Origin of the sequence: Lacinutrix jangbogonensis, assembly GCF_000797445.1 — a bacterium.
Classification (GTDB): Bacteria; Bacteroidota; Bacteroidia; order Flavobacteriales; family Flavobacteriaceae; genus Lacinutrix; species Lacinutrix jangbogonensis.
In genome coordinates this window covers 166,106-189,471 of the sequence record NZ_JSWF01000019.1, presented here as the reverse complement: position 1 = coordinate 189,471, position 23,366 = coordinate 166,106, and the positions used below count along the sequence as shown (strand labels likewise).

Below are 23,366 nucleotides of genomic sequence, written 5' to 3'. Positions count from 1 at the left end.
GCACTGCCCACTAAATACTAAATACTTTTTTTAAAGCCTTTGATCTGGCTGAAGGCGTTTTTCGTATTTTAAATCCTTTAATACATTAGATTTTATACCAATAAAGAAATTCCAAGAACTTTGATCACTAAAAGGAACCCATGATAAATTCATTCTCCAGCTTAATAAATCTCTAGCGAAACGTAATTGCGTAAAAGAAAAACCTTGGTTTTTAAAATCGTAACCAGAAGAAGCGCCAACACTCCAACGAGGAGAAAGCTCTATATCTCCAGAAAACATTAATGAATGAGAGGAAATATCGTTCTGTCGTTGTGCATTAGAGTAGTTTACAGCATAAGCTAAATTTAAATTCCATGGCACAGAATAGTTGTAAAGTTCACCAGGTTCTTCATCTTCTTCATTTTCGTCATCATCGCTAAAGCGTTGATCAGCAAAATCTTGAGAGCGTCCAAATAAATCATCATCACGACCACCACTGTCCAGAGTTTCATTTCGACTACGATCGCTGGTTTTAGACTTTTTATTGTTGCCTTTACTGTTTAAGCTGTAGCCCAAAGTAAGGTTAGCACTCGTTAGTCTAAATAAACTTCCACCATTGTCTATATTAAACTCATCTACTTTGTTATTGTTATTGTCAAGAGCATAAGGATCTAGTGTAGCACCAAAATTTACATTCATTTTATTCTCAAATAATTGTGTGCCACCACTCATTCTTACAGGACTAAAACGTAAAGAATCCCCAGCAAGATTATAAGAAGTTGAAAAATTCAAGTTATTTAATAATATTATTTTTTTAGGTTCTGTTTTTGTGCTGTCTTTATCTCTAACTTTAGCTTCAATATTATTACTAAGTGATAAGCCTATAGAGCTAGAATAGGTTTTGTTTGGAGCGCCAAACAGACTGCCTTCAAAACGAGAAAACTCATCTTCACGCAGGGTTTCACCATTTATATCTGTAACCTCATATGAGTCGTAATATCTATCGAAAGCAGGATTAATGTTATAACTAATACTTGGCCGAATAACATGCCTGATTGCTTTAATTTTTTTATCTTCTCCTTCTGCTTCAAAATTAAATTGTCCATAAACCGTAGTACCAAGACTAGCACCAAAATTATAAATTCTATAAGCGTCAAAACCTTTTAAATCTTCAGTTACTGTTTCGTTAGTATCTGAATCGTAAAAGCGATCTATTGTATTTAACGTCCAAGTTTCATCAAAGCTAGCGTTTGCACTCACACTAAAATAATTAAACACTTTAAAATTGGTTGTTACAGGAATAGAGTGTTTCATTCCTATTTTTGCATCATCAAACATTTCGCTCTTAAAGAAAAGAGAATCTGTAGTCTGTATTCTATTTTCTCCTCTAACATTGTACTGAAAGTTTATATTCTGAAGAATCCCTTTCTTAGAACCAACTTTAGGGGCAAAAGGATACATACGTCCAACACTAGCTTGCAAGGTTGGTAGCGTTAAGTTTATTTCTTGGGTTTGCGTGTTTTGAGAATGCGTTGCAGTTAAACTCATATTAATTTGCGGTTCGCCTTCAAAAGTCTTTGAATAGGAGACAGAAGATGCTAATGTGTTATTTAAAGTACTAGCAGCATTTACTTGATTCTGAGATTCTTGGTAATAGTTACTACTTCCTAAGTTTACTGAAGCAGAGAATCGAGAACTCGGATTAGATTTAGAGTCTTGAGTATGAGACCAACGTAAATTGTAAATAGTGGTTTTAGAATAATCAGGGAAACCACGTTCGCTATTAATTTGATTCTCGTATCTAAAACCAAAACGGCCATTAAATTTATAACGTTTTTTATAATTATTCTCTAAACGGAAACCATAACTACCATTGGTATAATAATCTCCTAAAACAGCTAAATCTACATAATCACTAATAGCAAAGTAATAGCCTCCATTTTGAAGAAAATAACCGCGATCATTTTGCTCGCCAAAACTTGGAAAGATTACACCAGACGTTTGTTTTTTACTTAAAGGAAAGTAGGCAAAAGGTACTATAATTGGGGTAGGTACGTTATAAATAAACATTTGTGCAGCGCTTGCTATTATTTTTTTATTAGGAACAAGTTTCGCTTTATCTACCATAAAATAGTACTCAGGATCTTCTTCATTTTTTGAAGTAGTAATGCGCATTCTGTTTAAAAAATATACAGAATCGTTTTCTTTTTTAGACTTTTCGGAAAATATTTTCATTCCATCTTGTTCAGTCCTTGAATTAAAAATAAGCGCTTTTTTGTTTTTAAAATTAAAAATCATAGAATCCGGCTCTACAAGATTATCTGCCTGCTTAAAAACTGGACGTTGAGAATATTCTCCAGTAGAATCTTTTAATCTTCCTGCATATATTAAATTTTTACTGTAATCTATAACTATAGTTCCAGCAGTAATTTCCATATCGAGGTAATTTACTTTAGCTTCATTGTATAAATACATTTTCTGCTCTTTTCTATTAAAAGCATTATAGTCTTTTGCGCTGTAGGTAACAACATCTTGTAAAAAAGCAGGTTTAGGCTTTATAGAATCTGTTTCAGTAGAGTCCGATTCTTTTAAAGCAATAAGTTCTTCAGTTGTAATAACAGTAAAATCGCTAGCCTTTGGAGAAGGAACAACGGTTTCAGTTTCTTTATTAGGTGTAGGCGTAATTTCTATGCTTTCACCTTTAGGATCAACTTGTGCAAAGCTAAAGGTGTTGATAAACACTGTAAAACTTAGGGCAAAAAGTATATGAATTCTATGTGTATGCAATGCTTTTGTGTGTATTTTTGTTAAAGTATGGCTAGGTTATTGAATTCCCAAAATTACATATATTTTTTATGATTAATTTATCATATCTATATAATTTGTAAATCCATACTAAACGACTGTAAAACTGGTTATATCACTATGCAAACGAGACTAAAAACACTTTTCGTATTAATTATAATAACATTAACAGTACCACTTTCTGTTAATGCACAGGCTAACTCCTCTAAATTTATGGTGGTTTTAGATGCTGGACATGGCGGAAAGGATCCAGGGAACTTAGGAAACGGTTTTATTGAGAAAAAGATTGCACTAAACATCATTTTGAAAATTGGTGCTGCTTTAGAGAAACTTCCAGATTTTAAAGTAATCTACACTAGAAAAACCGATGTCTTTATTGAACTTAGAGAAAGAGCAGCAATTGCTAACAGAGCGGATGCAGATTTGTTTGTGTCTGTGCATTGCGATTCTTATACAAATCAAGCGCACGGTGCTGGTACTTTTGTAATGAGTTTAAGTAAAAGTTCACAAAATTTAAGTACTGCAAAAAAAGAAAATGAAGTAATTTACCTTGAAGATAATTATGAGGTAAAATATTCTGGCTTTAATCCAGATAAACCAGAATCATTAATTGGAATAAGTGCACTTGCCGAAGAAAACTTAGATAATAGTATTCTAGTAGCAAATATTATTCAAGAAAAACTGATTAAATTAAAACGTAAAAACAGAAAGGTAAAACAGGATGTCTTTTGGGTACTCCATAATACTTACATGCCAAGTGTTTTGGTGGAAACAGGATTTTTAACCTATAAAAAAGAGGGCGTCTATTTAAACTCTAAGAAAGGACAAACCGAAATGGCTAAAGCAATTAAGGATGGTATTGTTAGTTATAAAAAACAAATAGATGGCAATTTTGTGGACTCCGATTTTATAATTATTGAAAACAAAGAAGAAGAAAATGCTATTTCTTCACCAGAAAAAATAATACCTAACACTGTTTTTAAAATACAAATTGCTGCAGGCTCAAAAAAAATAGAACCAAAATCTTATAACTTTAAAGGGTTAAAGGATGTTTCACGAGATAAAAACGGATCGCTTTATAAATATTTTTATGGTTATACTTCGGACATAAATAAGATTAGGAGAATGCAAAAAGAAGCCAAACAAAAAGGATTTAAAGACGCATTTATTCTTGCATATAGAGATGGGAAGCGTATAAGTTTGCAAAAAGCTTTAAATAGTGGTTCCAAATAGAATCATTCAAGTATATTTATTTTATTTTTGTTACCAAATTAAACACTTTCAATTTGAAAATATCCAGAGAAATTAAAACAGCCATATTAGCTATTGCAGGAATCGTGCTATTTATTTTTGGTTTCAGTTATTTAAAAGGCAATAATCTTTTAGAAGACACTGTAATAATATATGCTAAATACGATAATGTAGAAGGATTAAAATCATCGGCACCTGTAACCGTAAACGGTTACGCCATTGGTAAGGTATTAGATATTTATTTTGAAGATGAAAACTCTGGTGTTTTAATAGTGAAAATGAGTGTTGATACTGGTTTCAAGTTCTCTAAAAATAGTAAGGCAGAATTATTCCAAAACGGATTTATTGGTGGAAAAGAAATTCAAATTCTTCCAGCCTATGATAGTGCTGAAAATGTAAAAACGGGTGACTATCTTCAAAGTACTACAAAAGAAGGAATGATGGAATTAGTAAACGAACGTCTTACGCCATTACAAGAAAAAATAGAAAAAGTAATGAGTGAAACCGATACACTTTTAATGGGTTTTAATAATATTTTTGATGCTAAAGCGCAAGCAGATTTAAAAATTAGTATCTCAACTTTAAATGCAACAGTGTCTAGCTTTAATACTACTGCAAAATCACTAAATAGTTTAATAGATACAAATAAATCTAAATTAGATAGCACACTTTCTAATTTCGAAAAGACTTCTGGAAATCTTTCTACAATAACCAATAAAATGGCACAAGTAGATATAGCTAAAACGGTTCAAGATCTTCAAGCTACTATTAAAAAGTTTGATAATGTAATGTCAAGTATTGAAAAAGGAGAAGGCTCTATTGGTAAATTACTTAAAGATGAAAAACTATATGATAATCTTGAAGGTGCTTCAAAACAAATTGAAGAATTACTTGAGGATATGAAACTTAACCCTAAACGTTATGTTCATTTTTCTTTATTTGGAAAAAAAGCAAAACGTTACGATGAAGATGGAAATGAGATTGAAGAAAAGAAATAAACTAATTAACAACCAACAATGAATTACTTACCAAACATACTATTTGCCATTATTCTTATTGCAGGCATTGGTTACTTTGCAAGGAATGTAAAAAAATTATTCCGTAACATTAAATTAGGAAAAGCTCAAGACATAAGCGATAACAAACCACAACGTTGGAAAAACATGGCTATGATTGCTTTAGGACAAAGCAAAATGGTAAAGCGTCCTGTCTCAGGATTTTTTCATATTATAGTTTATGTCGGTTTTGTAATTATCAATATCGAAGTATTAGAAATTATAATCGATGGTGTTTTTGGTACACATAGAATAGGATCGACAATTTTACCGGCATCAGTTTATGGTTTTTTAATTTCAAGTTTCGAGATTTTAGCAACATTGGTATTTATTGCAGTTGTAGTCTTCTGGATTAGAAGAAACATTATAAAACTGAAGCGTTTTATGAGTGCAGAGATGAAAGGATGGCCAAAAAATGATGGTAATTTTATTTTGTATTTTGAAATGGTTTTAATGACACTGTTTTTAGTTATGAATGCTACAGACAGTTCATTTCAAGCTTTAGAATCTGGAAATATTATTAGCCAATATATCGCTCCATTATTTGGCGATAATCCAGAAACACTGCACATTATAGAAAGAAGCGCATGGTGGCTTCATATTATAGGTATTTTAATATTCTTAAATTACCTCTATTTCTCTAAACATTTGCACATATTATTAGCATTCCCAAATACTTATTTTGGAAAGCTAACACCAAAAGGACAATTTCCAAATAACGATTTGGTAACCAGTGAAGTAAAACTCATGATGGACCCAGATGCGGATCCTTATGCCGCACCGCCAGAAGGTGCTACAGACGAGCCTCCAGCAAAATTTGGAGCAAGCGATGTTCAAGATTTAAGTTGGCTAAACTTACTTAACGCATATTCATGTACAGAATGTGGTCGATGTACAAGCGAATGCCCGGCAAATCTAACAGGTAAAAAACTATCGCCTCGTAAAATAATGATGGACACCAGAGACCGTCTAGAAGAAGTGGGTAAAAATATAGATGCTAATAATGGAACCTTTGTAGACGATGGTAAGCAACTACTAAACGACTATATAACACCAGAAGAATTGTGGGCTTGTACCAGCTGTAATGCCTGTGTAGAGGCTTGCCCAATAAGCATCGACCCATTAAACATTATTATGGAAATGCGAAGCTATCTCGTAATGGAGGAAAGTGCAGCACCTATGGAGCTTAATAATATGATGACCAATATAGAAAACAACGGAGCACCTTGGCCATACAACCAAATGGACAGGTTAAACTGGAAAGACGAATAGTATAATTTGGGCGTTACCTAAAGGTCGCGCTTTCCGCTATATCTTTTTTTTAAGCTGAACATGTTTCAGTATTTTAATAATAATATTTGTTTTTCGAAATAGAGATGAGACTTAAAAGAATCAAAAAAAAGGATGCCGCATCAATCGCTAACGCGCGAATACTAGTTAACTATAGTATTTAAAAACTAAGTTTTAACTATTAAAAAGATGACCAAATAAACAAAAAAAAGAACAACAAGTAAAAACAATGAAACAAACACTTAAATACTCACTATTATTCGTGCTATTTGTATGTTGTACAATGGTTTCAGCTCAAGATTATAGAAAAGATTCTTTACAAATAAAAGTCTATACAGAAATTGAATATAAAGCAGGAATACCAATAGCCATAAAATTAAAAAAAGTCTTTTGCGATTACTGTTCCAAAACGCAGTTAGATTTATTAGGCAAAGATGCTGTTAGACGCACAGAAAGTGAGAAAAACGATCCAAAAAACAAATTAAAAGACGGCAAAAAAAAGATAGCAATATATATAAGAATTGCTAAAAAAGATTTTGCAAGAATAAGAGAAGACGAGTAACAACTCATACAAACAAATTATCATGAGCGAACAACTAATAGTGCCAACAATGGCAGAAATGATGGCCGAAGGCAAGCAACCAGATATTCTTTTTTGGGTGGGTTCTGCTGGAAGTTACGATGATAGAGCAAAGAAAATAACAAAAGCATTTGTTAAAATATTAAACAAAGCGCAAGTAAATTTTGCGGTCTTAGGTACAGAAGAAAGTGCAACAGGAGATCTTGCTAAAAGATCAGGAAATGAGTTTTTGTTTCAAATGCAGGCTGTAATGAATATTGAAGTCTTAAATGCTTACGAAGTAAAGCGAATAGTAACTTGTGATCCGCATTCTTTTAACTGTTTAAAAAATGAATATCCTGGTTTAGGTGGAAAATACGAAGTATTACATCATACGCAATTTATAAAAGAATTAATTAGTTCTAAGAAACTTGAAATTAAAGATAGCGACTACAAAGGAAAACGTATCACTTTTCATGATCCTTGTTATTTAGGAAGAGCAAATTCAGAGTATGAGGCACCTAGAGATGTTTTAAAAACCTTAAACGCTACTTTATTAGAAATGAAACGTAGTAAATCTACAGCTTTATGTTGTGGAGCAGGAGGAGCACAAATGTTTAAAGAACCAGAAAAAGGTGATAAAGATATTAACGAACTTCGTACTGAAGATGCGCTCAAAACCAATCCAGATATTATTGCAACAGGTTGTCCTTATTGCATGACAATGATGTCTGACGGTGTAAAAGTTAAAGAAAGAGAGCACGATATTAAAGTCATGGATGTTGCAGAGTTAATTGCAAGTTCTCAAGGTTTATAAACATGCCTTTGTTAGAAAAAATTAAAAATTCACTAAAATTAGGAGTTATTTATGGGCTTATTTTTGCCGGTGGATTTTATATTTATGATGCTTTTAACGATAAACCTTTCGATTTAAATAAGTTTGTATTCAATTTTATAATATTTACCATATTAATGGTTGTAAAAGAGATTTATTTAATTAATAAAAGAGAAAAGAATAACAATGGCACTAAGTAAAAAAACAAAAACTAGAATTTTATTTGGTTTTACCACTGGACTGATTACTTCAATACTTGTTTTCTTTTTGGACTTATTTACAAACGAACCAACTCAATTATATAAATACATATTCTATTTTATAAGTACTACTATTATTAGTGCAACAATTGTAGGTTATTTTGCTATTAAGAAAGACACTAAAAAAGAATAGTTATGTTTACTAATTTAGAAATTGATATCGACGCGCTTCCAAAAACGGAGGATGTTAAACTTAGACCTATTTCTAAAAGTTATTTAAAAATACTTTTCATAAATATTTTTATCCAGTATGGAATTCTATTTGGAATTTTAACTCTAGGACGTATCTTTATTAAGGAGGAAAGGATTTTGAATGTATTTTGGTATGCTATTTCGCTTTTACTCATATTGTTTATATTCCAATCTATTATTAGTGTTCTAAGTTTTAAAAAGCGTGGTTATGCATTAAGAACACATGATATTATATATGGTAAAGGCTTACTAAACTATAAAAAAACAACAGTTCCTTTTATTAGAATACAACATCTAGAAACCAAACAAAGTTTTATAGCAAAGAAATTTAATTTAGCCTCGCTGCACGTATATACGGCAGGTGAGTCTGGTGGAGATTTAGCTATAAACGGACTTACTTTAGCAGAAGCAACACGCATAAACGAGCTATTAACCACCAAGATTAATTAAGTGTTCGACTTTCAAAATCCATCAAGACAATCTATTAGAGGTATAGCTGTGCTTTTTGGATTTAATAGCTATAAAATAATAAAAAGCCTATTTCTTGCAATTGCAGCATTTTCCTATAGCTTTATAAAAAACGGAAAGGTATTTGGCTTGTCACAAAACAAGATTGTTTTTGTTATTGCACTTGTTTTTTTATTCATTTTATTCCGATCAATACTTGAATATCTAAATTTTAAATTTCATATAGTTGGTGACGATTTTATGCTTTCAAAAGGCATTTTAAATAAAGAGAAAATAACAGTCTCAAAATCGAAAATTCAAAATATCTACATCAGGCAAAATATTCTTCAGCAAATAATAAATGTTGTACAACTCGATATTGAAACTGCAGGAGATGCTAAAGCCGAAGTTAAAATTACTGCATTGAGTAGAAATAAGGCTAAAGCACTTAAAGAAGAATTACTTTCACATGTCAATACTCTAAACAAAACGGAAACTGTTCTTGAAAATAGAATAGAACAACAGGTTTACTATAAAGCCTCAATTAAAAAACTAGTATTAGAAGGTTTTAGTGAAAACCACATTAAGAGTTTCTTAATTATAGCAGGATTTGTTGGTGGGTTATATTCTACTTACGAAGATTTTATAGCAGAAATTAAATTAAATGATAAATTTGATGCACTAATTATTCAAAATGAAAATTCAATTGGTGCTTTAATATTTACAAGTCTTGCAATCTTACTAATGACACTTCTCATATCAATACTCTTTTCAATAGTAAAAACTTTTTTACTCAATTTCGAATTGCAAGTTATTGAGCATAAAAACACAATAGAGATTAAAAAAGGATTATTTAATAAAGTAGCAATCGTTTTATCGCCAACAAGGATTCAAAATATAGAAGTAGTAAACAATAGACTAAAGCGTTACTTTGGATTAAACACCTTGCGTATAAAACAAGCAATGGTAGACAAAAAATTACAGAAACACTTCTCAATTATTGGTTTGGACCAATTACAAGTAAATTACTTAGTAGAAAAGCTTATGCAGCGGTTTTCTCCAATTTTAGAGAATGGAAAACCAGAGCGGTATTATATTCGTGTTTTATTTTTAATAGCACTTATACCTATTGTATTATTTAATGCTATTGGTTTTTTAATATTAGAAAATCAGTTTTGGATAATTAATCTTTTTATAATTCCATTACTAGCTTTAATGATCTATTGGAAATACCAAAAAGCATACTATAACTTAAACGATAACATGCTAATTGTAGGAAGCGGTTCTATTTCAACAATAACAGAATTACTTGAAACACATAAAATTCAAGCTGTATCGACAAATCAGACAGTGTTTCAAAAATTAAGAAACATTGCAACTGTAAAAGTGTACACGGCTTCAAAAGTTACCGAAATCCTGTATGTTAAAGAAAGTAGAGCAAATGCTATTGTTAATTTCTTATTATATCAAGTGGAGTCACAGCGTAAAGATTGGATGTAAAATGCTATTTTTGCACTAATAAATTTTTATATAAAATGCTAGTAGACTTCAATACACTTCCAGACCACTCTAAAATATGGATATATCAAGCCAATCGTTCTTTTTCTGAAACAGAATTAGAAGCCATAAAAGGTAAATTAAACATCTTTGTTACCAATTGGGCTGCTCATGGAAGCGATTTAAACGCAGGTTTCGATATTAGGTATAAACGTTTTATTATTCTAGCAATAGATCAAGACACTCAAGCCGCAACAGGTTGTAGTATAGATGCATCAGTACATTTTATTCAACAATTAGAAAAAGAATACACGGTCGATTTAATGGATAAAATGAATGTATCCTATAAACAAGGAGAGTTTGTGGCTTATAAAACATTAACAGATTTTAGAGCCATGGCGAAGCAAAAAGCAGTCTCTAAAAACACTATTGTTTTTAATAATTTGGTTACTAATATTGCAGAGTTAAACGAAAATTGGGAGGTACCAGCAAGCGATAGTTGGCATAATAGATTTCTAAACTAAACCTACTAATTTACAGTAATTTCTCAGCGTGCTTATGAAGAACGAAATCTTCTTATTAAATATTTCAGGTCAAGATAAACCAGGATTAACATCAAGTTTAACGGCTGTTTTAGCTGAGTCTGGTGCAAAAGTTCTTGATATTGGGCAAGCTAATATTCACGATACCTTGTCTTTAGGTATACTATTCGAAATAGAATCTGGAGTAAATTCTTCACCGGTTTTAAAAGATTTACTCTTTAAATCTTATGAGCTTGGTATTCAAGCTAAGTTTACACCAATTACATTAGAAAACTATGAAAAATGGGTAACGCTTCAAGGTAAAGACCGTTACATTATTACCATTTTAGGAGAGCGACTTTCAGCTGAACAAATTTCTATGGTAACTCAGGTTGTTTCAGAAATGAATCTAAACATAGATGCTATAAAACGCTTAACTGGTAGAACATCACTTGTTAATAAAGAAGAATATCCAAGAGCGTCTATTCAGTTATCCATACGAGGAAAAATTGAAGATAAAACTGATTTCACAAAAAAAATGATGGAAATATCGCGTTCATTAGACGTTGATATTGCTTTTCAAGAGGATAATATTTTTAGAAGAAACAGACGTTTAGTGTGTTTCGATATGGATTCTACATTAATACAAACCGAAGTTATTGATGAATTAGCAGAATTAGCAGGCGTTGGAGCAGAGGTAAGAGCGATTACCGAATCTGCAATGCAAGGTGAAATCGATTTTAATGAGAGTTTTAAAAAACGGATGAAACTTTTAAAAGGCTTAGACGAATCGGTATTACAAAACGTAGCTGAAAAATTACCAATTACAAAAGGAGCCAAACGCCTTATTGATACCTTGCATTATTATGGTTTTAAAACGGCTATATTATCTGGTGGTTTTACTTATTTCGGACATTATTTACAGAAAAAATTAGATATCGATTATGTTTATGCCAATCAATTAGAAATTAAAGATGGTCGTTTAACTGGTGGTTATCTTGGTGCTATTGTAGATGGTAACAAAAAGGCAGAATATTTACAGTTACTTGCAGACAAAGAAGGTTTAAATATTAGCCAAACCATCGCTGTTGGTGACGGTGCAAATGACTTAGCTATGCTAAATCTAGCAGGTTTAGGTATTGCATTTCATGCAAAACCAAAGGTAAAAGACAATGCGCAAAGCTCAATATCAAGTATTGGGTTAGATGGTGTATTGTATTTGTTGGGTTATCATGATCGCCATATTGATTTGGTTGAATAGGTTTCCTTCTTAAAAAAATCACTTTATTTGACTATATAAGGGATTATTTTGTCGTGTCGTTTCGACACAGAATCCAACCTTTATTATACAAAAAGATTATAAAAAAAACACTAACCATACTTTCTTTACTACTAGTTATATTTTCTTGTAAATAATGTCCGAACTTAGTTTTAACACCAACTACAACATCAGTAAATACAGTAACTACTTGCGGAGCTCTTGGAGGTATTTTTATTGGTGATGTAACCTTGACAACCCAAGAAGAAGTCGATGTTTTTGGGTCTTTAGGTTTTACAGAAATAACGGGTTTTCTTAAAATTGAAGGAGCAACCATAAATAGTATTGTAGTATTAAATAACATTGCGACTATTGGAGGAGATTTACAAATTCGTAATAACGATTTATTAACAAGTTTAACTGGGCTAAATAGCTTAACAACTATTTCAGGGTTTATGTCGATTACAAATAATCCTTCGCTAATAAATTTAGGAGGTTTAGAAAATATAACATCTATTGATCAGACTTTTAGTATTAGTAATAACGATTTATTAATCAATTTAACAGCTTTAGAAGCTTTAACTTCTGTTGAAGGCACTCTTAGTGTATCCGATAATGATTCTCTAATCAATTTGTTTGGTTTAGAAAACCTTACTTCTGTTGGTAGTAGTATTCTTATTCATAGTAATGTTTCATTAACTAATCTAGTTGGTTTAGAAAGTATAACTTCTGTTTTTGGAACATTATCTATTTATAATAATACATCATTAAATAGTTTAGAAGTTTTAGAAAGTATAACTTCTATTGGTGGATTATATCTTAGTACTAATCCGTCATTAAGCAGTTTGTTAGGTTTTCAAAATATAACGTCCAATACCGGAGAATTAAATATTTATGATAATGATGCATTAACTAATTTAACAGATTTAGAAAATATAACATCTATTGCTGGATATGTAAGTATTTCTTATAATGATTCATTAACTACTTTAGCAGGTTTAGAAAATATAATTACTATTGGTGAATATCTACAGATTATAGGTAATGATTTATTAACTAATTTAAACAGCCTAACTTCTGTCAATGGACTATCAATTAACGGCAATGATGTATTAACTAGCTTAGAAGGTTTAGGTAATTTAACATTTGTGAATGGAGGACTACGTATTACTAACAATAACTCATTAATTAGTTTAACTGGTTTAGAAAGTATGAGTTCTGTTGATGGAAAATTACAAATAACTAATAATAGTATATTAACAAATTTAATTGGTTTAGATAATATAAATTCTGTTGGTGGAGACTTATTAATTAACCTTAATGCTTCATTAAATAGTTTAACAGGTTTAGAGAACTTAATTACTGTTTCAGAGAATATAATTATTGGAATTGACTCTTCAAGCTCAACCTCAAGTCCAAATCCAAATCTTACAGATTTTTGTGCTTTAACAAATGTATTTACAAATGGTACTTATAGTACTGTTGATATTGCTAATAACCAATACAACCCAACAGTACAGGATATTATTGATGGTAATTGCAGTCAGTAATTAGTTAACAACTTTCTTCATAAAATATACATAAAAGACTTTATTTAAAAGGCTAGAAATACTAATTTGGCATAGATTTAGTTGTACACTATTATAGCAACTCAAATTTATAAATTTTTATGCGCAAATTAATTCAACTACTTACTTTAACCTTAATAACATCTACTATTTACGCTCAGGAGACAAGCAATCCTTTGTTGGCGAAAGATATAGAAGGACAAACAAAATGGGTAGATAGCGTTTATAATTCATTAACATTAAATGAAAAAATTTCGCAATTATATATGGTTCAGGTTTTTTCTAGTCAAACCGAAGCAGAAAAAGCAAAAGTCCTCAATTTAATTAAGAAAAATAAAATAGGAGGTATTATCTATACAAAAGGAGGTCCTTATCGTCAAGCTAAACTAAATAACGAATTACAAGCGGCTTCCCAAACACCTATGCTTATTGGTATGGATGCCGAATGGGGATTAAGCATGCGTTTAGATTCTACATACGCATTTCCTTGGAACATGACGCTTGGTGCTGTAAAAGACAGGGGTTTAATAGAACAAACAGGACGGCAACTAGGAGAACATTGTAAGCGATTAGGTGTTCATTTTAATTTTGCACCAGTTGTAGATATTAACACCAATCCTAACAACCCTATAATTGGAAACCGTTCGTTTGGAGAAGACAGAGACAACGTAACCGAAAAAGCAGCAGCTTTTATGAAAGGGATGCAAAGTGCAGGTGTTTTGGCTAATGCTAAACATTTCCCAGGTCATGGTGATACGGCAGTCGATTCGCATTTGACTTTACCAACCGTTACTTTCGATGAAAAACGAATAGATTCTGTAGAATTGTATCCATACAAAACATTGATAAAAGAAGGATTATCGAGTGTCATGGTAGCGCATTTAAATATTCCAAGTCTAGAGCCGCGAAAAGATTATCCATCTTCTATATCTAAAAATGTTGTCTCAACTATTTTAAAAGAAAAGCTAGGCTTTAAAGGTCTTATTTTTACTGATGCTTTAACAATGAAAGGAGCAGCAGATTATAAGTTCGAAGGTCTAGATGGTATTGCAGAGGGTTCTACAAATACAGTTGGAAATATCGATTTAGCAGCTTTTCTAGCTGGAAATGATGTGATGTTAATGTCTGTTGATCCTGAATCTGGTATAGCAAAACTTGAAAAAGCTTTTAATAAAGGTTTAATTACAGAAGACCGTTTAGCGCATTCAGTAAAAAAGGTATTACAAGCAAAATATAAAGTGGGATTAAATAATTACAAACCTATTTCCACTATCAATTTAAGTAACGATTTAAATCGTTTACGTGATGATGTTTTATATGAAAAGCTAATGGAGCAAGCCATTACCATAGCGCGTGATTCATCTAATTTGTTACCATTACGTCATTTAGAAACTAAAAAAATAGCTTACGTTAAGCTTGGAGATGATGATGGTAAACCTTTTTTAAATGCATTAAAAAAGTATGCTCAAGTTCATGAAATTAAAGCTAATAATTTAAGCAATTTAATAGCTAAACTTCAAAATTATAATACTGTAATTGTTGGCTTTCATAAGTCGAATGCTAATCCGTGGAAATCTTATCAATTTTCAGATACAGAACTTACTTGGTTATACGAGATGGCAAGAACGAATACTGTAATTCTTGATATTTTTGCAAAACCTTATGCTTTACTAGATTTACAAACAGTTACTAATATTGAAAGTGTAGTTGTAAGTTATCAAAATAGCAAAATAGCACAAGAAACGTCTGCCGAAATTATCTTTGGAGCATTGGCAGCCAAAGGAACATTGCCAGTTTCAGCGGGTCCCTTTTTTAAATTAGGTGCTGGAGTGAAAACTAATTCATTAGAGCGTTTAGGTTATAGTATTCCAGAACGCGTAGGATTAAGTTCTGAGCGCTTAAAAAAGATAGATTCTATTGCAAACCATGCTGTTAATGCTGGAATGACTCCGGGAATTCAGCTAATAGTAGCAAGAAAAGGAAAAGTGGTTTACAATAAAAACTTTGGAAAACATACTTATGATGAAGGAGCAGAAGCTGTAAAAGGTGATGATATTTATGATATTGCTTCATTAACCAAGATTGTAGCAACTTTACCATTACTTATGGAAATGGAAGAGCAAGGTATTATATCGCTAAACACTAAACTTTCTGAGATACTTCCATATTACAAAAAATCTAATAAAAAAGACATTACCATTAAGAAAATGCTCTCTCATTACGCACAACTCAAACCTTGGATTCCCTTTTATTACAAAACTTTAGATTCGGTTACAAAGCAACCATCAGCAAAATATTATCGTAAAACGGCATCAGGTAAATTTAACATAAAAGTAGCGAATGACCTTTATATGCGTGAGGATTACAAAGATTCCATTCCTGAAATAATTAAAGAAACGGATTTATTATTGCGTTTACGTTATCGCTATAGCGATTTGCCATATTATATTCTTAAACAATATATTGAAGGGCATTATAACAAACCATTAAACGAATTAGTTCAAGATCATTTTTACAAATCATTAGGCGCAAATAACACAATTTATAATCCATACAAAACGATTAGTAATAAACGTATTGTGCCATCCGAAGAGGATGATTATTATCGTTTTCAAAAAGTGCATGGCCATGTTCATGATATGGGAGCAGCAATGCAAGATGGTGTTGGAGGACATGCAGGTGTTTTTAGTAATGCGAACGACATTGCTAAAATCATGCAAATGTATTTGCAAAAAGGCTTTTATGGAGGTGTAAGGTATTTAAAACCAGAAACTATAGATAAGTTTAACACTTGTTATTATTGCGATAAAAAGGTAAGAAGAGGAATTGGTTTCGATAAACCTCAATTAGATGAATCTGGACCAACATGTGGTTGTTTATCTATGAAAAGTTTTGGTCATTCAGGGTTTACAGGGACTTACACTTGGGCAGATCCGGACGAAGAAATAGTCTATGTTTTTATGGCCAATAGAACCTATCCTTCCTCTAAAGGGAAAAACATGTTACTTCGTGCTGATATTAGAACCAATATTCAAGAAGCTATTTATGAGGCGATTATAGAATAAATGCTTAAAACCACAAGTATTTTGAGTTGTAAAGCCAAATTCAATTGTAAGTATTTATCATTTTAACTACTAATATATAATAGTTTAAAAGTGAGTAGTAACGTCTCTCCATTTTTTTTTTAAAGGGGAATGAATTTTGATTTTTCCAATTGAAAATCAAAAAAGAGGGAAATTTAAAAGTTTAATTTAAAAGATACCTGCATTCGCAGGCATAAAATATGAAAATAGGCATTGTTTGTTATCCAACATTTGGAGGAAGTGGAGTAGTAGCTACAGAATTAGGTTTAGAACTTTCTAAACGTGGTCATACCATTCATTTTATAACTTATAACCAACCTGTTCGCTTAGAGCTTTTAGGAAACAATATTCATTATCACGAAGTTAATGTTCCAGAATATCCATTATTTCATTACCAACCTTATGAATTGGCTTTATCGAGTAAATTAGTCGATATGGTAAAGCTTCATAAAATTGAAATACTCCATGTACATTATGCTATTCCGCATGCTTACGCTGCTTATATGGCTCAAAAAATGTTAAGAGAAGAAGATCTTTATGTGCCCATTGTTACAACGCTCCATGGTACAGATATTACCTTAGTTGGTAACCACCCATTTTACAAACCTGCAGTAACCTTTAGTATTAATAAATCTGATGCTGTTACCGCAGTTTCTCAAAGTTTAAAAGATGATACGCTTCGTTTATTTGATATTAAAAAAGAAATAAATGTAGTCACTAACTTTATTGACTTAAAGAAGTTTGATCACAATTTTACAGATTGCCAGCGCGCCATGATGGCAAGTGATGACGAAAAAATAATTACCCATATTAGTAATTTAAGAGAGGTTAAACGTATTCCAGATGTTATCAAAATTTTCTATAACGTTCAAAAGGAAATACCAGCAAAATTAATGATGGTTGGTGAAGGTCCAGAACGAGAACCAGCAGAACAATTGTGTAGAAAACTAGGCATTAGCGACAAAGTAGTTTTCTTTGGAAATAGTAATGAAATAGATAGAATCCTATGTTTTAGTGATTTGTTTTTGTTACCAAGTGAAACAGAAAGCTTTGGTTTATCTGCTTTAGAGGCCATGGCATCTGGTGTACCTGTAATTTCTAGTAACACAGGTGGAATTCCTGAAGTTAACGAAGAAGGCTTTTCTGGCTATTTAAGCAATGTTGGAGATGTTGAAGAAATGAGTAAAAATGCAATTATGGTTTTAAAAGATGAAACACTTTTGTCTAAACTTAAGCTAAATGCTAGAGCACAAGCAAGTAAATTTGACATACATAATATAGTACCACAATATGAAGCTATTTATGAAGAAACACTGAAAACATGTTTATTTACACAGAAACTATAGTTAATCAGAAAGAATTGCTCCAGGCTTAACCTTGAGGATAGTTGTTTATAAGAAATTATTTATTTACTGGCTTTTAAACGGTTTTGTTGGTCTTTTTGCATTCCGACTATCATCTTTTATATACGTTTTATATTCTTCGGCATATTCTGGATCACTTCCATAATATAACTCTACCAATTGATCTGTCGATAAAGAATATATTAGTAGGCCAAATCCACCAATTATTATGAACCTTAAATAGTTCTCTTTTAAAAACTGTTTGCGTTTAATAAAAAATAATAGGATTACTATTGATAATAGAAAACCTAGAAAAGATAAGGCAATACCTAAGTTTACTTGTCCATAAGGCCAAAACTGTAATTTAAACAGACTGTTTATTACAACAAATGACAATACAAAACCAGTTCCAACAGCTCCAAATAGTCTTAATTTAGAAATAGACTTATAAGATTCTTTTTTTAAAGCTGCTCTTAATCCCATAGAGTTAAGCAATGCGAATCCAAACCAAAAATAGAGCATAGATAAGAACAAAATACCAAAGGTTAATATTTCGCTAGCATACGGCCAATGCATTAATCTAAAAACGAATCCCATTCCAATAATAAAAACAAAAAGTAGCTCAACTTTCTTCATGTAAAAAGTGTTTGACGTAAATAAACAAAATCCATATTAATTATTTTTATACTTGATTTATTATTTTATTCTAATAACTAATCAATTCAAAAAATAAATGATAACTTTCTATTCTAATCAACCAATGTATTATGAACAGAAAATCCTTCCTTAATCTAACTGCTAGAGCAGGCTTATTTCTTGGTGTAACACCATCTTTAATTGCTTGTGCAAACGATGAGAAATCTGAAAAAGAAATACTAGCCCAACTTCTAAAATCTGAAAAAGTACTGGGTACAGCCGTAAATTTATCAACGGAAGCTATCAGTAAAGTACGTGTTGGAATTATAGGCATGGGAAATAGAGGTAGTGTTCTTATTCAAATGTTTGAATATTTAATTAAAAACAATCATGCCGAAATTGTTGCACTCTCAGATATGAGCGAGAAAAAACTTCAAAAAAATCAAGAATATTTAAAAACCATTCAAGATAAAGAAGCGACGTTATATTTTAAAGATAAAGACGATTGGAAGAACCTCGCAAAACGAGATGATATCGATTTAATTCTTATCGCAACACCTTGGGATTACCACACAGAGATGTCTGTTTTCGGCATGGAACAAGGTAAGCATGTGGCTTGTGAGCAACCTATGGCAATGACATTAAAAGAGTGTTGGGAACTTATAGAAGTTGCAGAACGCACAAAAAAGCATTGTATGTACATGGAAAACTGTTGCTTTAATGGCGAGGAACTTTGGGTGCTAAATATGATTGATCAAGGCGTTTTTGGTGATATTAATCATGCAGAAGGAGCCTACATTCACGATTTGCGTAAACACATGTTGGATGACACTTATTATGAAGAACAATGGCGAATAAAACATCACCAAACAACAAATGCTAACCTTTATACAGGACACGGTTTAGGACCCGTAAGTATGTATATGGATATTGGAAGAGGAGATAATTACGACCATTTGGTAAGTATGAGTTCTCGTGAGCAAAGTCTAAGTATTGCTGCAAAAAAGGAAAATTTTAAAGGACCAGAATTTGTTTGTGGAGACATGAACACTACGCTAATTAAAACAAAGAAGGGTAAAACCATTATGCTCCAGTTCGATACGCATACAGGTAGACCATACTCAAGATTAAATACAGTTACGGGCACAAAAGCAGTGCACGAAGGTTATCCATCGCGTTTATATGTTGGACATGACGATTTGCAATGGTCTCATGGCTGGTTAAGGGATGAAGATTATAAAACGTATCGTGAGAAATACGATCATCCACTTTGGAAAAAGCTAAAAGAACAAATAGATGCTAATGCAGTTGGGCATGGAGGAATGGATTTTGTAATGGTTTACAGGCTTATTCGCTGTTTAAATCAAGGAATACCTCTTGATATAAATTTATACGATAGTGTTATGTGGAGCGCTATTACACCTTTATCAGAATTATCTGTTGCTAACCAAAGTGCTAGCATAAAAATCCCAGACTTTACCGGTGGAACGTGGGATAAACAACGTAAACCTGAAGTTTTAAGAGATATCCTTTAAATCAAAAGCAGCATTAGTAATAGTGATTATCTTATTGTAGTTTTTAATGACACTTTTTACTAAAGCAAATTGATTTTTCGTACGTACGAGATTATGATTTTTGTACGCTGTTTTGTAGTATTTATCATTGTTTAGAAAGTCGGTTAAAAATCGTAATCCCATAATATAGATTATGGTTTTAATGCCTAATGGTAAATATTTAATTTCAGTTTTAGTTAATAGTTTTTGTGTGTAAATAGCGTAACCTTTACAATAGGCTTTGTAATAATCTAGTTGAATTGCTATAGTATCGAAATTATCATTATCTTCTTCGGCATTGGAACAAATAGAGCGAATAGAGTCTCCAAAATCAAAATGAACAATCCCAGGCATTACTGTGTCTAAATCAATGATAGCAAGACCTTTATTGTTTTTATCAAATAGTGCGTTAGATAACTTAGTATCGTTATGTGTAACTCTTATAGGAAATGCACTTTCGTTTTTTAATGTAGCTAGTTTGCACATTTCAGATTGATGTTCTACTACAAAATCTATTTCATTTTGTGCTTCTTTTTTTCTCTCTTCGGAAGCATTAAGTAGTGCTTCATTAAATTGATTCAATCTTAAAGGAACACTATGAAAATCTTTAAGCGTTTCTTTAATGTCTAAATTTGATGCATTTGCTGTTAAAACTAAAAAGCTTCCATATAGTTTACCCGCTTCAAAAACAACATCTTTGTTTGGCGCTTTATCGAAAGTAATAGCATCAGGAATATAGTTTTGAAGATTCCAATAGTTCTGTTCTTTATCTTTTACATAAAAATCACCACGTTCGCTTTTAACAAATTGAGCACTTGTAATATTTAAGTCAATTACTTTTAGTCTTTTATTTATTAATTCGCTAATCTTAATTTTGTTTTCAATTAATCCAACAACATCTTTAAAAACATAACTATTTAGTTTCTGTAAAACAAAGTTAGTATTTGTATTTGTTGTTACGAGATAAGTGCTATTTATGTGTCCAGAATTTAAAGTGCTAATATTTTCAATTATGCCTTCTATACAAAACTGATTCGTAATTAATTTTAGTTTTTCTACCATAATAACTCCGGATAAATGTTCTCATTAGTTAACTTCTTAACCCTTTTTTTTACTTCAATAGCATCCTCTTCATAAGTAACACCATACCATTGAGAATCTGTAGGCAACATAGTAAACTGCTGTGTTGACTTATTAATAGAGGCATCTACCACAGTAGCTATATAAAATTCTTTTGTGTTATTATTGCCATAATTATTTAAAAACAAATTGAACTCAGCTTCAGCAAAGTCAAAAATAGTAGCTGTAAATCCCCAAAAGTTCATGGAGACAATTGCTTCTTCATGTATTTCAATTTCAGATTTATCTGCATTTTTATAAAATAAATCCTGGTCTTTTTTATAGATTTGAGTTCTTTCAATAATGGTCCTTAAACTATTGTTTTTATTTAAAAAACATTCACCACGAGAAACGTAACCATTTTTAGATAATGTATTTCCAAGCTTATATCCAATAAAATAATGCTGATTGTTATTATTAGAAAATAAAGCGTTATACATAAGAGTAAATGCAGAACGTCCATAAAAATCGTCTGCGTTAATAAGCGCAAAATTATTTTTCACGGTAGTTTTTAGCATTAAAAGTGCCTGCCCAGTACCAAAAGGTTTTTGTCTCTCAGGATATTTTTTTTCTAATATTGATGATTCTTGTACAATAAATTCTATAGTAATATCAGTTGGTAACTTGCTAGTATAACGTTGCTTGAAAATCTCAAGTGTTTGCTTACTCACGATAATAACAATGGTGTTAAAGCCTACAGAAATAGCGTCAAAAATAGAATAATCTAAAATTGAATAGTTGTTACTACTTATAGAATATAATTGCTTTAAACTCCCAAAACGAGAACCTAAACCAGCTGCCATAATTGCAAGTGTTCTCTTTTCTATCATTTATATAAAATTACAAACATAAATAAACAAAAAAAACACCTCATTAGAGGTGTTTTTTATAATTATAATGGCAATTACATTTTAGCCTTAGCAATTACAAGATCACTAATATCTGTGCTTTCTTCAGCATATAATATAATACTATTTCCATCAATTTCGGAATTAATAATATGTGTAAAATTATTTTCTTTAGCAACTGTTCTAATTAATTCTCCAATTCTTTTATAAATAGGTCTTAGGAGTTCATTCTTTTTGTAATCTATAGCAGTTTGCATATCGACTTCGAAACCTTGAATACCTTGTTCTATTCTTAATAAATCAGTTTGCGTTTTCTTTTTTACTGCCTCAATAAGTGTTGTTTCAGTTTTTTTATAGTCTTCCATTTTTACATTGTAGTCTGTTACAATAGAGTCTCTAGTCTTCTGTAATTTATCTAATATTACATCTAAATCCGCTTGAGCCTTTGCTGTTTCAGGCATATTTCCTAAAATGTATTCAATATCGGCAAAACCAACTTTAATATTTGTTTGCCCGAAAGCAGTAAAAGCTATGAGATTAAATAAAATAATCGAAAGTATTGTTTTTTGTTTCATTGAAAATTTATTTCATTTCCGCATTAGCGCAAATATTATTAATGTTTATAGAATTGTTTTAATTGTAAAAGCAACAACCTTGCCGCAATAAAAAACCATTCCAAATTTATATCTGAAATTGTTTTGCAAAAATACTATATTTTTTAGTTATTAGAATTGATATCTTAGACCTAAAGCAATATCAAAATCTACAGTAATATCAAAACCATCTCTAAAATCTCCAAGACCTAATTCAGGTCTAAAATCTAAACAGAATAGCCACGGACTATCAAAATTATATTCAATACCAATATTTCCAGAAGTAAAAACAAAAGTTTCATTATCTACAGCATTGTTTTTTAAACTATAAAACCCAACGCCGCCACCAACACCAGTATACCAATTAAAGTTACCATCAAATGCCCAAACCCACTGGTATATCCCAGTGAGTTTAAAACCATCAAAGTTATTTCCAGAACGCCAACCAAAATCAGCTTCCAATCTATTATTGCCACCTAAAGCACGTTGATAAGAAATTTCGGTTCCAAAGCCATCTCTATCACCAATCCTTAATCCTATTGCATTTTCAGATACTTCCTGTGCAATTACGGTAATGCCAAATCCTAAACTAGCTATTACTAATAAAAATGCTTTTTTCATTTGTTCAGTTCTTTGTTACAAAAATACAATTTGCATAAAAATATGTCACAATT

21 protein-coding genes are annotated in these 23,366 nt (G+C 31.3%); 15 read left to right on the top strand and 6 right to left on the bottom strand.

The window, feature by feature from the left end; translation table 11 throughout:
• Positions 1-30: 30 nt before the first annotated feature.
• Positions 31-2,766 carry a putative LPS assembly protein LptD gene (locus tag RH82_RS04865; protein WP_052158216.1) on the bottom strand — a complete coding sequence of 912 codons (2,736 nt, stop codon included), beginning with the start codon at positions 2,764-2,766 and terminating at the stop codon, positions 31-33.
• Between the two features lie 138 nt (positions 2,767-2,904).
• Between RH82_RS04865 and RH82_RS04860 the strand changes: the two genes are divergently transcribed.
• The 14 genes from RH82_RS04860 to bshA all read left to right on the top strand — a co-directional run bounded on the left by RH82_RS04860 (position 2,905) and on the right by bshA (position 17,946).
• A complete protein-coding gene (locus RH82_RS04860) occupies positions 2,905-4,017 on the top strand; it encodes an N-acetylmuramoyl-L-alanine amidase family protein (RefSeq protein WP_034058581.1) in 1,113 nt (370 codons plus the stop codon).
• 53 nt (positions 4,018-4,070) lie between these two features.
• Complete coding sequence (locus RH82_RS04855) at positions 4,071-5,033, top strand: MlaD family protein (protein WP_034058580.1); 963 nt, start codon at positions 4,071-4,073, stop codon at positions 5,031-5,033.
• Between the two features lie 18 nt (positions 5,034-5,051).
• Positions 5,052-6,362, top strand: a complete 1,311-nt coding sequence (locus tag RH82_RS04850; protein ID WP_034058577.1) for a 4Fe-4S dicluster domain-containing protein — start codon at positions 5,052-5,054, stop codon at positions 6,360-6,362.
• Positions 6,363-6,609: 247 nt separating this feature from the next.
• Entirely contained in the window at positions 6,610-6,942 is a 333-nt protein-coding gene (locus tag RH82_RS04845) for a hypothetical protein (protein WP_241148008.1), read from the top strand.
• A 22-nt stretch (positions 6,943-6,964) separates the two neighbouring features.
• The gene (locus RH82_RS04840) at positions 6,965-7,756 is read left to right on the top strand and encodes a (Fe-S)-binding protein (RefSeq protein ID WP_034058573.1); all 792 of its coding nucleotides are present in this window, start codon (positions 6,965-6,967) and stop codon (positions 7,754-7,756) included.
• A gap of 2 nt (positions 7,757-7,758) precedes the next feature.
• On the top strand, positions 7,759-7,974 hold the full coding sequence (locus RH82_RS04835) for a hypothetical protein (RefSeq protein WP_034058569.1): 216 nt from the start codon (positions 7,759-7,761) through the stop codon (positions 7,972-7,974).
• The gene (locus tag RH82_RS04830) at positions 7,961-8,167 is read left to right on the top strand and encodes a hypothetical protein (protein WP_034058567.1); all 207 of its coding nucleotides are present in this window, start codon (positions 7,961-7,963) and stop codon (positions 8,165-8,167) included. The genes RH82_RS04835 and RH82_RS04830 overlap by 14 nt, the downstream gene beginning before the upstream one ends.
• A gap of 2 nt (positions 8,168-8,169) precedes the next feature.
• Positions 8,170-8,676, top strand: coding sequence for a PH domain-containing protein (locus RH82_RS04825; RefSeq protein WP_034058565.1), 507 nt, complete (start codon positions 8,170-8,172; stop codon positions 8,674-8,676).
• Positions 8,677-10,173 carry a PH domain-containing protein gene (locus RH82_RS04820; protein WP_034058564.1) on the top strand — a complete coding sequence of 499 codons (1,497 nt, stop codon included), beginning with the start codon at positions 8,677-8,679 and terminating at the stop codon, positions 10,171-10,173. It begins immediately after the preceding gene.
• 35 nt (positions 10,174-10,208) lie between these two features.
• Complete coding sequence (locus RH82_RS04815) at positions 10,209-10,694, top strand: hypothetical protein (RefSeq protein WP_034058563.1); 486 nt, start codon at positions 10,209-10,211, stop codon at positions 10,692-10,694.
• A gap of 34 nt (positions 10,695-10,728) precedes the next feature.
• Positions 10,729-11,952 carry a phosphoserine phosphatase SerB gene (serB, locus tag RH82_RS04810; RefSeq protein WP_034058562.1) on the top strand — a complete coding sequence of 408 codons (1,224 nt, stop codon included), beginning with the start codon at positions 10,729-10,731 and terminating at the stop codon, positions 11,950-11,952.
• 248 nt (positions 11,953-12,200) lie between these two features.
• Entirely contained in the window at positions 12,201-13,499 is a 1,299-nt protein-coding gene (locus RH82_RS04805) for an autotransporter outer membrane beta-barrel domain-containing protein (protein ID WP_034058560.1), read from the top strand.
• A 119-nt stretch (positions 13,500-13,618) separates the two neighbouring features.
• Positions 13,619-16,582, top strand: a complete 2,964-nt coding sequence (locus tag RH82_RS04800) for a glycoside hydrolase family 3 N-terminal domain-containing protein (RefSeq protein ID WP_034058559.1) — start codon at positions 13,619-13,621, stop codon at positions 16,580-16,582.
• Positions 16,583-16,800: 218 nt separating this feature from the next.
• Positions 16,801-17,946, top strand: a complete 1,146-nt coding sequence (bshA, locus tag RH82_RS04795; RefSeq protein WP_034058557.1) for an N-acetyl-alpha-D-glucosaminyl L-malate synthase BshA — start codon at positions 16,801-16,803, stop codon at positions 17,944-17,946.
• Between the two features lie 63 nt (positions 17,947-18,009).
• On the opposite strand, the gene RH82_RS04790 is transcribed toward bshA, so the two are convergent.
• Entirely contained in the window at positions 18,010-18,579 is a 570-nt protein-coding gene (locus RH82_RS04790; RefSeq protein WP_034058555.1) for a hypothetical protein, read from the bottom strand.
• Positions 18,580-18,710: 131 nt separating this feature from the next.
• Here RH82_RS04790 and RH82_RS04785 point away from each other — a divergent pair, with 131 nt between their 5' ends.
• Positions 18,711-20,114: a Gfo/Idh/MocA family protein gene (locus RH82_RS04785; protein ID WP_034058554.1), complete on the top strand. Its 1,404-nt coding sequence runs from the start codon at positions 18,711-18,713 to the stop codon at positions 20,112-20,114.
• Here RH82_RS04785 and RH82_RS04780 read toward each other — a convergent pair.
• From RH82_RS04780 to RH82_RS04765, 4 genes are all read right to left on the bottom strand, one after another.
• Complete coding sequence (locus RH82_RS04780; RefSeq protein ID WP_034058552.1) at positions 20,097-21,194, bottom strand: phosphotransferase enzyme family protein; 1,098 nt, start codon at positions 21,192-21,194, stop codon at positions 20,097-20,099. The genes RH82_RS04785 and RH82_RS04780 overlap by 18 nt on opposite strands.
• Complete coding sequence (locus tag RH82_RS04775; protein WP_034058551.1) at positions 21,188-22,081, bottom strand: sugar phosphate nucleotidyltransferase; 894 nt, start codon at positions 22,079-22,081, stop codon at positions 21,188-21,190. The genes RH82_RS04780 and RH82_RS04775 overlap by 7 nt, the downstream gene beginning before the upstream one ends.
• 74 nt (positions 22,082-22,155) lie before the next feature.
• Positions 22,156-22,674, bottom strand: a complete 519-nt coding sequence (locus RH82_RS04770; RefSeq protein ID WP_034058550.1) for an OmpH family outer membrane protein — start codon at positions 22,672-22,674, stop codon at positions 22,156-22,158.
• A gap of 150 nt (positions 22,675-22,824) precedes the next feature.
• Positions 22,825-23,313, bottom strand: a complete 489-nt coding sequence (locus tag RH82_RS04765; protein ID WP_034058548.1) for a hypothetical protein — start codon at positions 23,311-23,313, stop codon at positions 22,825-22,827.
• Positions 23,314-23,366: the final 53 nt, after the last annotated feature.

Excerpts from the sequence above, each read along its gene's own strand:
- RH82_RS04860 (WP_034058581.1), top strand. The coding sequence starts at position 2,905 with ATGCAAACGAGACTAAAAACACTTTTCGTATTAATTATAATAACATTA.
- RH82_RS04850 (WP_034058577.1), top strand. The coding sequence starts at position 5,052 with ATGAATTACTTACCAAACATACTATTTGCCATTATTCTTATTGCAGGC.
- RH82_RS04845 (WP_241148008.1), top strand. The coding sequence starts at position 6,610 with ATGAAACAAACACTTAAATACTCACTATTATTCGTGCTATTTGTATGT.
- RH82_RS04840 (WP_034058573.1), top strand. The coding sequence starts at position 6,965 with ATGAGCGAACAACTAATAGTGCCAACAATGGCAGAAATGATGGCCGAA.
- RH82_RS04835 (WP_034058569.1), top strand. The coding sequence starts at position 7,759 with ATGCCTTTGTTAGAAAAAATTAAAAATTCACTAAAATTAGGAGTTATT.
- RH82_RS04830 (WP_034058567.1), top strand. The coding sequence starts at position 7,961 with ATGGCACTAAGTAAAAAAACAAAAACTAGAATTTTATTTGGTTTTACC.
- RH82_RS04825 (WP_034058565.1), top strand. The coding sequence starts at position 8,170 with ATGTTTACTAATTTAGAAATTGATATCGACGCGCTTCCAAAAACGGAG.
- RH82_RS04815 (WP_034058563.1), top strand. The coding sequence starts at position 10,209 with ATGCTAGTAGACTTCAATACACTTCCAGACCACTCTAAAATATGGATA.
- serB (WP_034058562.1), top strand. The coding sequence starts at position 10,729 with ATGAAGAACGAAATCTTCTTATTAAATATTTCAGGTCAAGATAAACCA.
- RH82_RS04800 (WP_034058559.1), top strand. The coding sequence starts at position 13,619 with ATGCGCAAATTAATTCAACTACTTACTTTAACCTTAATAACATCTACT.
- bshA (WP_034058557.1), top strand. The coding sequence starts at position 16,801 with ATGAAAATAGGCATTGTTTGTTATCCAACATTTGGAGGAAGTGGAGTA.
- RH82_RS04790 (WP_034058555.1), bottom strand. The coding sequence starts at position 18,579 with ATGAAGAAAGTTGAGCTACTTTTTGTTTTTATTATTGGAATGGGATTC.
- RH82_RS04785 (WP_034058554.1), top strand. The coding sequence starts at position 18,711 with ATGAACAGAAAATCCTTCCTTAATCTAACTGCTAGAGCAGGCTTATTT.
- RH82_RS04780 (WP_034058552.1), bottom strand. The coding sequence starts at position 21,194 with ATGGTAGAAAAACTAAAATTAATTACGAATCAGTTTTGTATAGAAGGC.
- RH82_RS04775 (WP_034058551.1), bottom strand. The coding sequence starts at position 22,081 with ATGATAGAAAAGAGAACACTTGCAATTATGGCAGCTGGTTTAGGTTCT.
- RH82_RS04770 (WP_034058550.1), bottom strand. The coding sequence starts at position 22,674 with ATGAAACAAAAAACAATACTTTCGATTATTTTATTTAATCTCATAGCT.
- RH82_RS04765 (WP_034058548.1), bottom strand. The coding sequence starts at position 23,313 with ATGAAAAAAGCATTTTTATTAGTAATAGCTAGTTTAGGATTTGGCATT.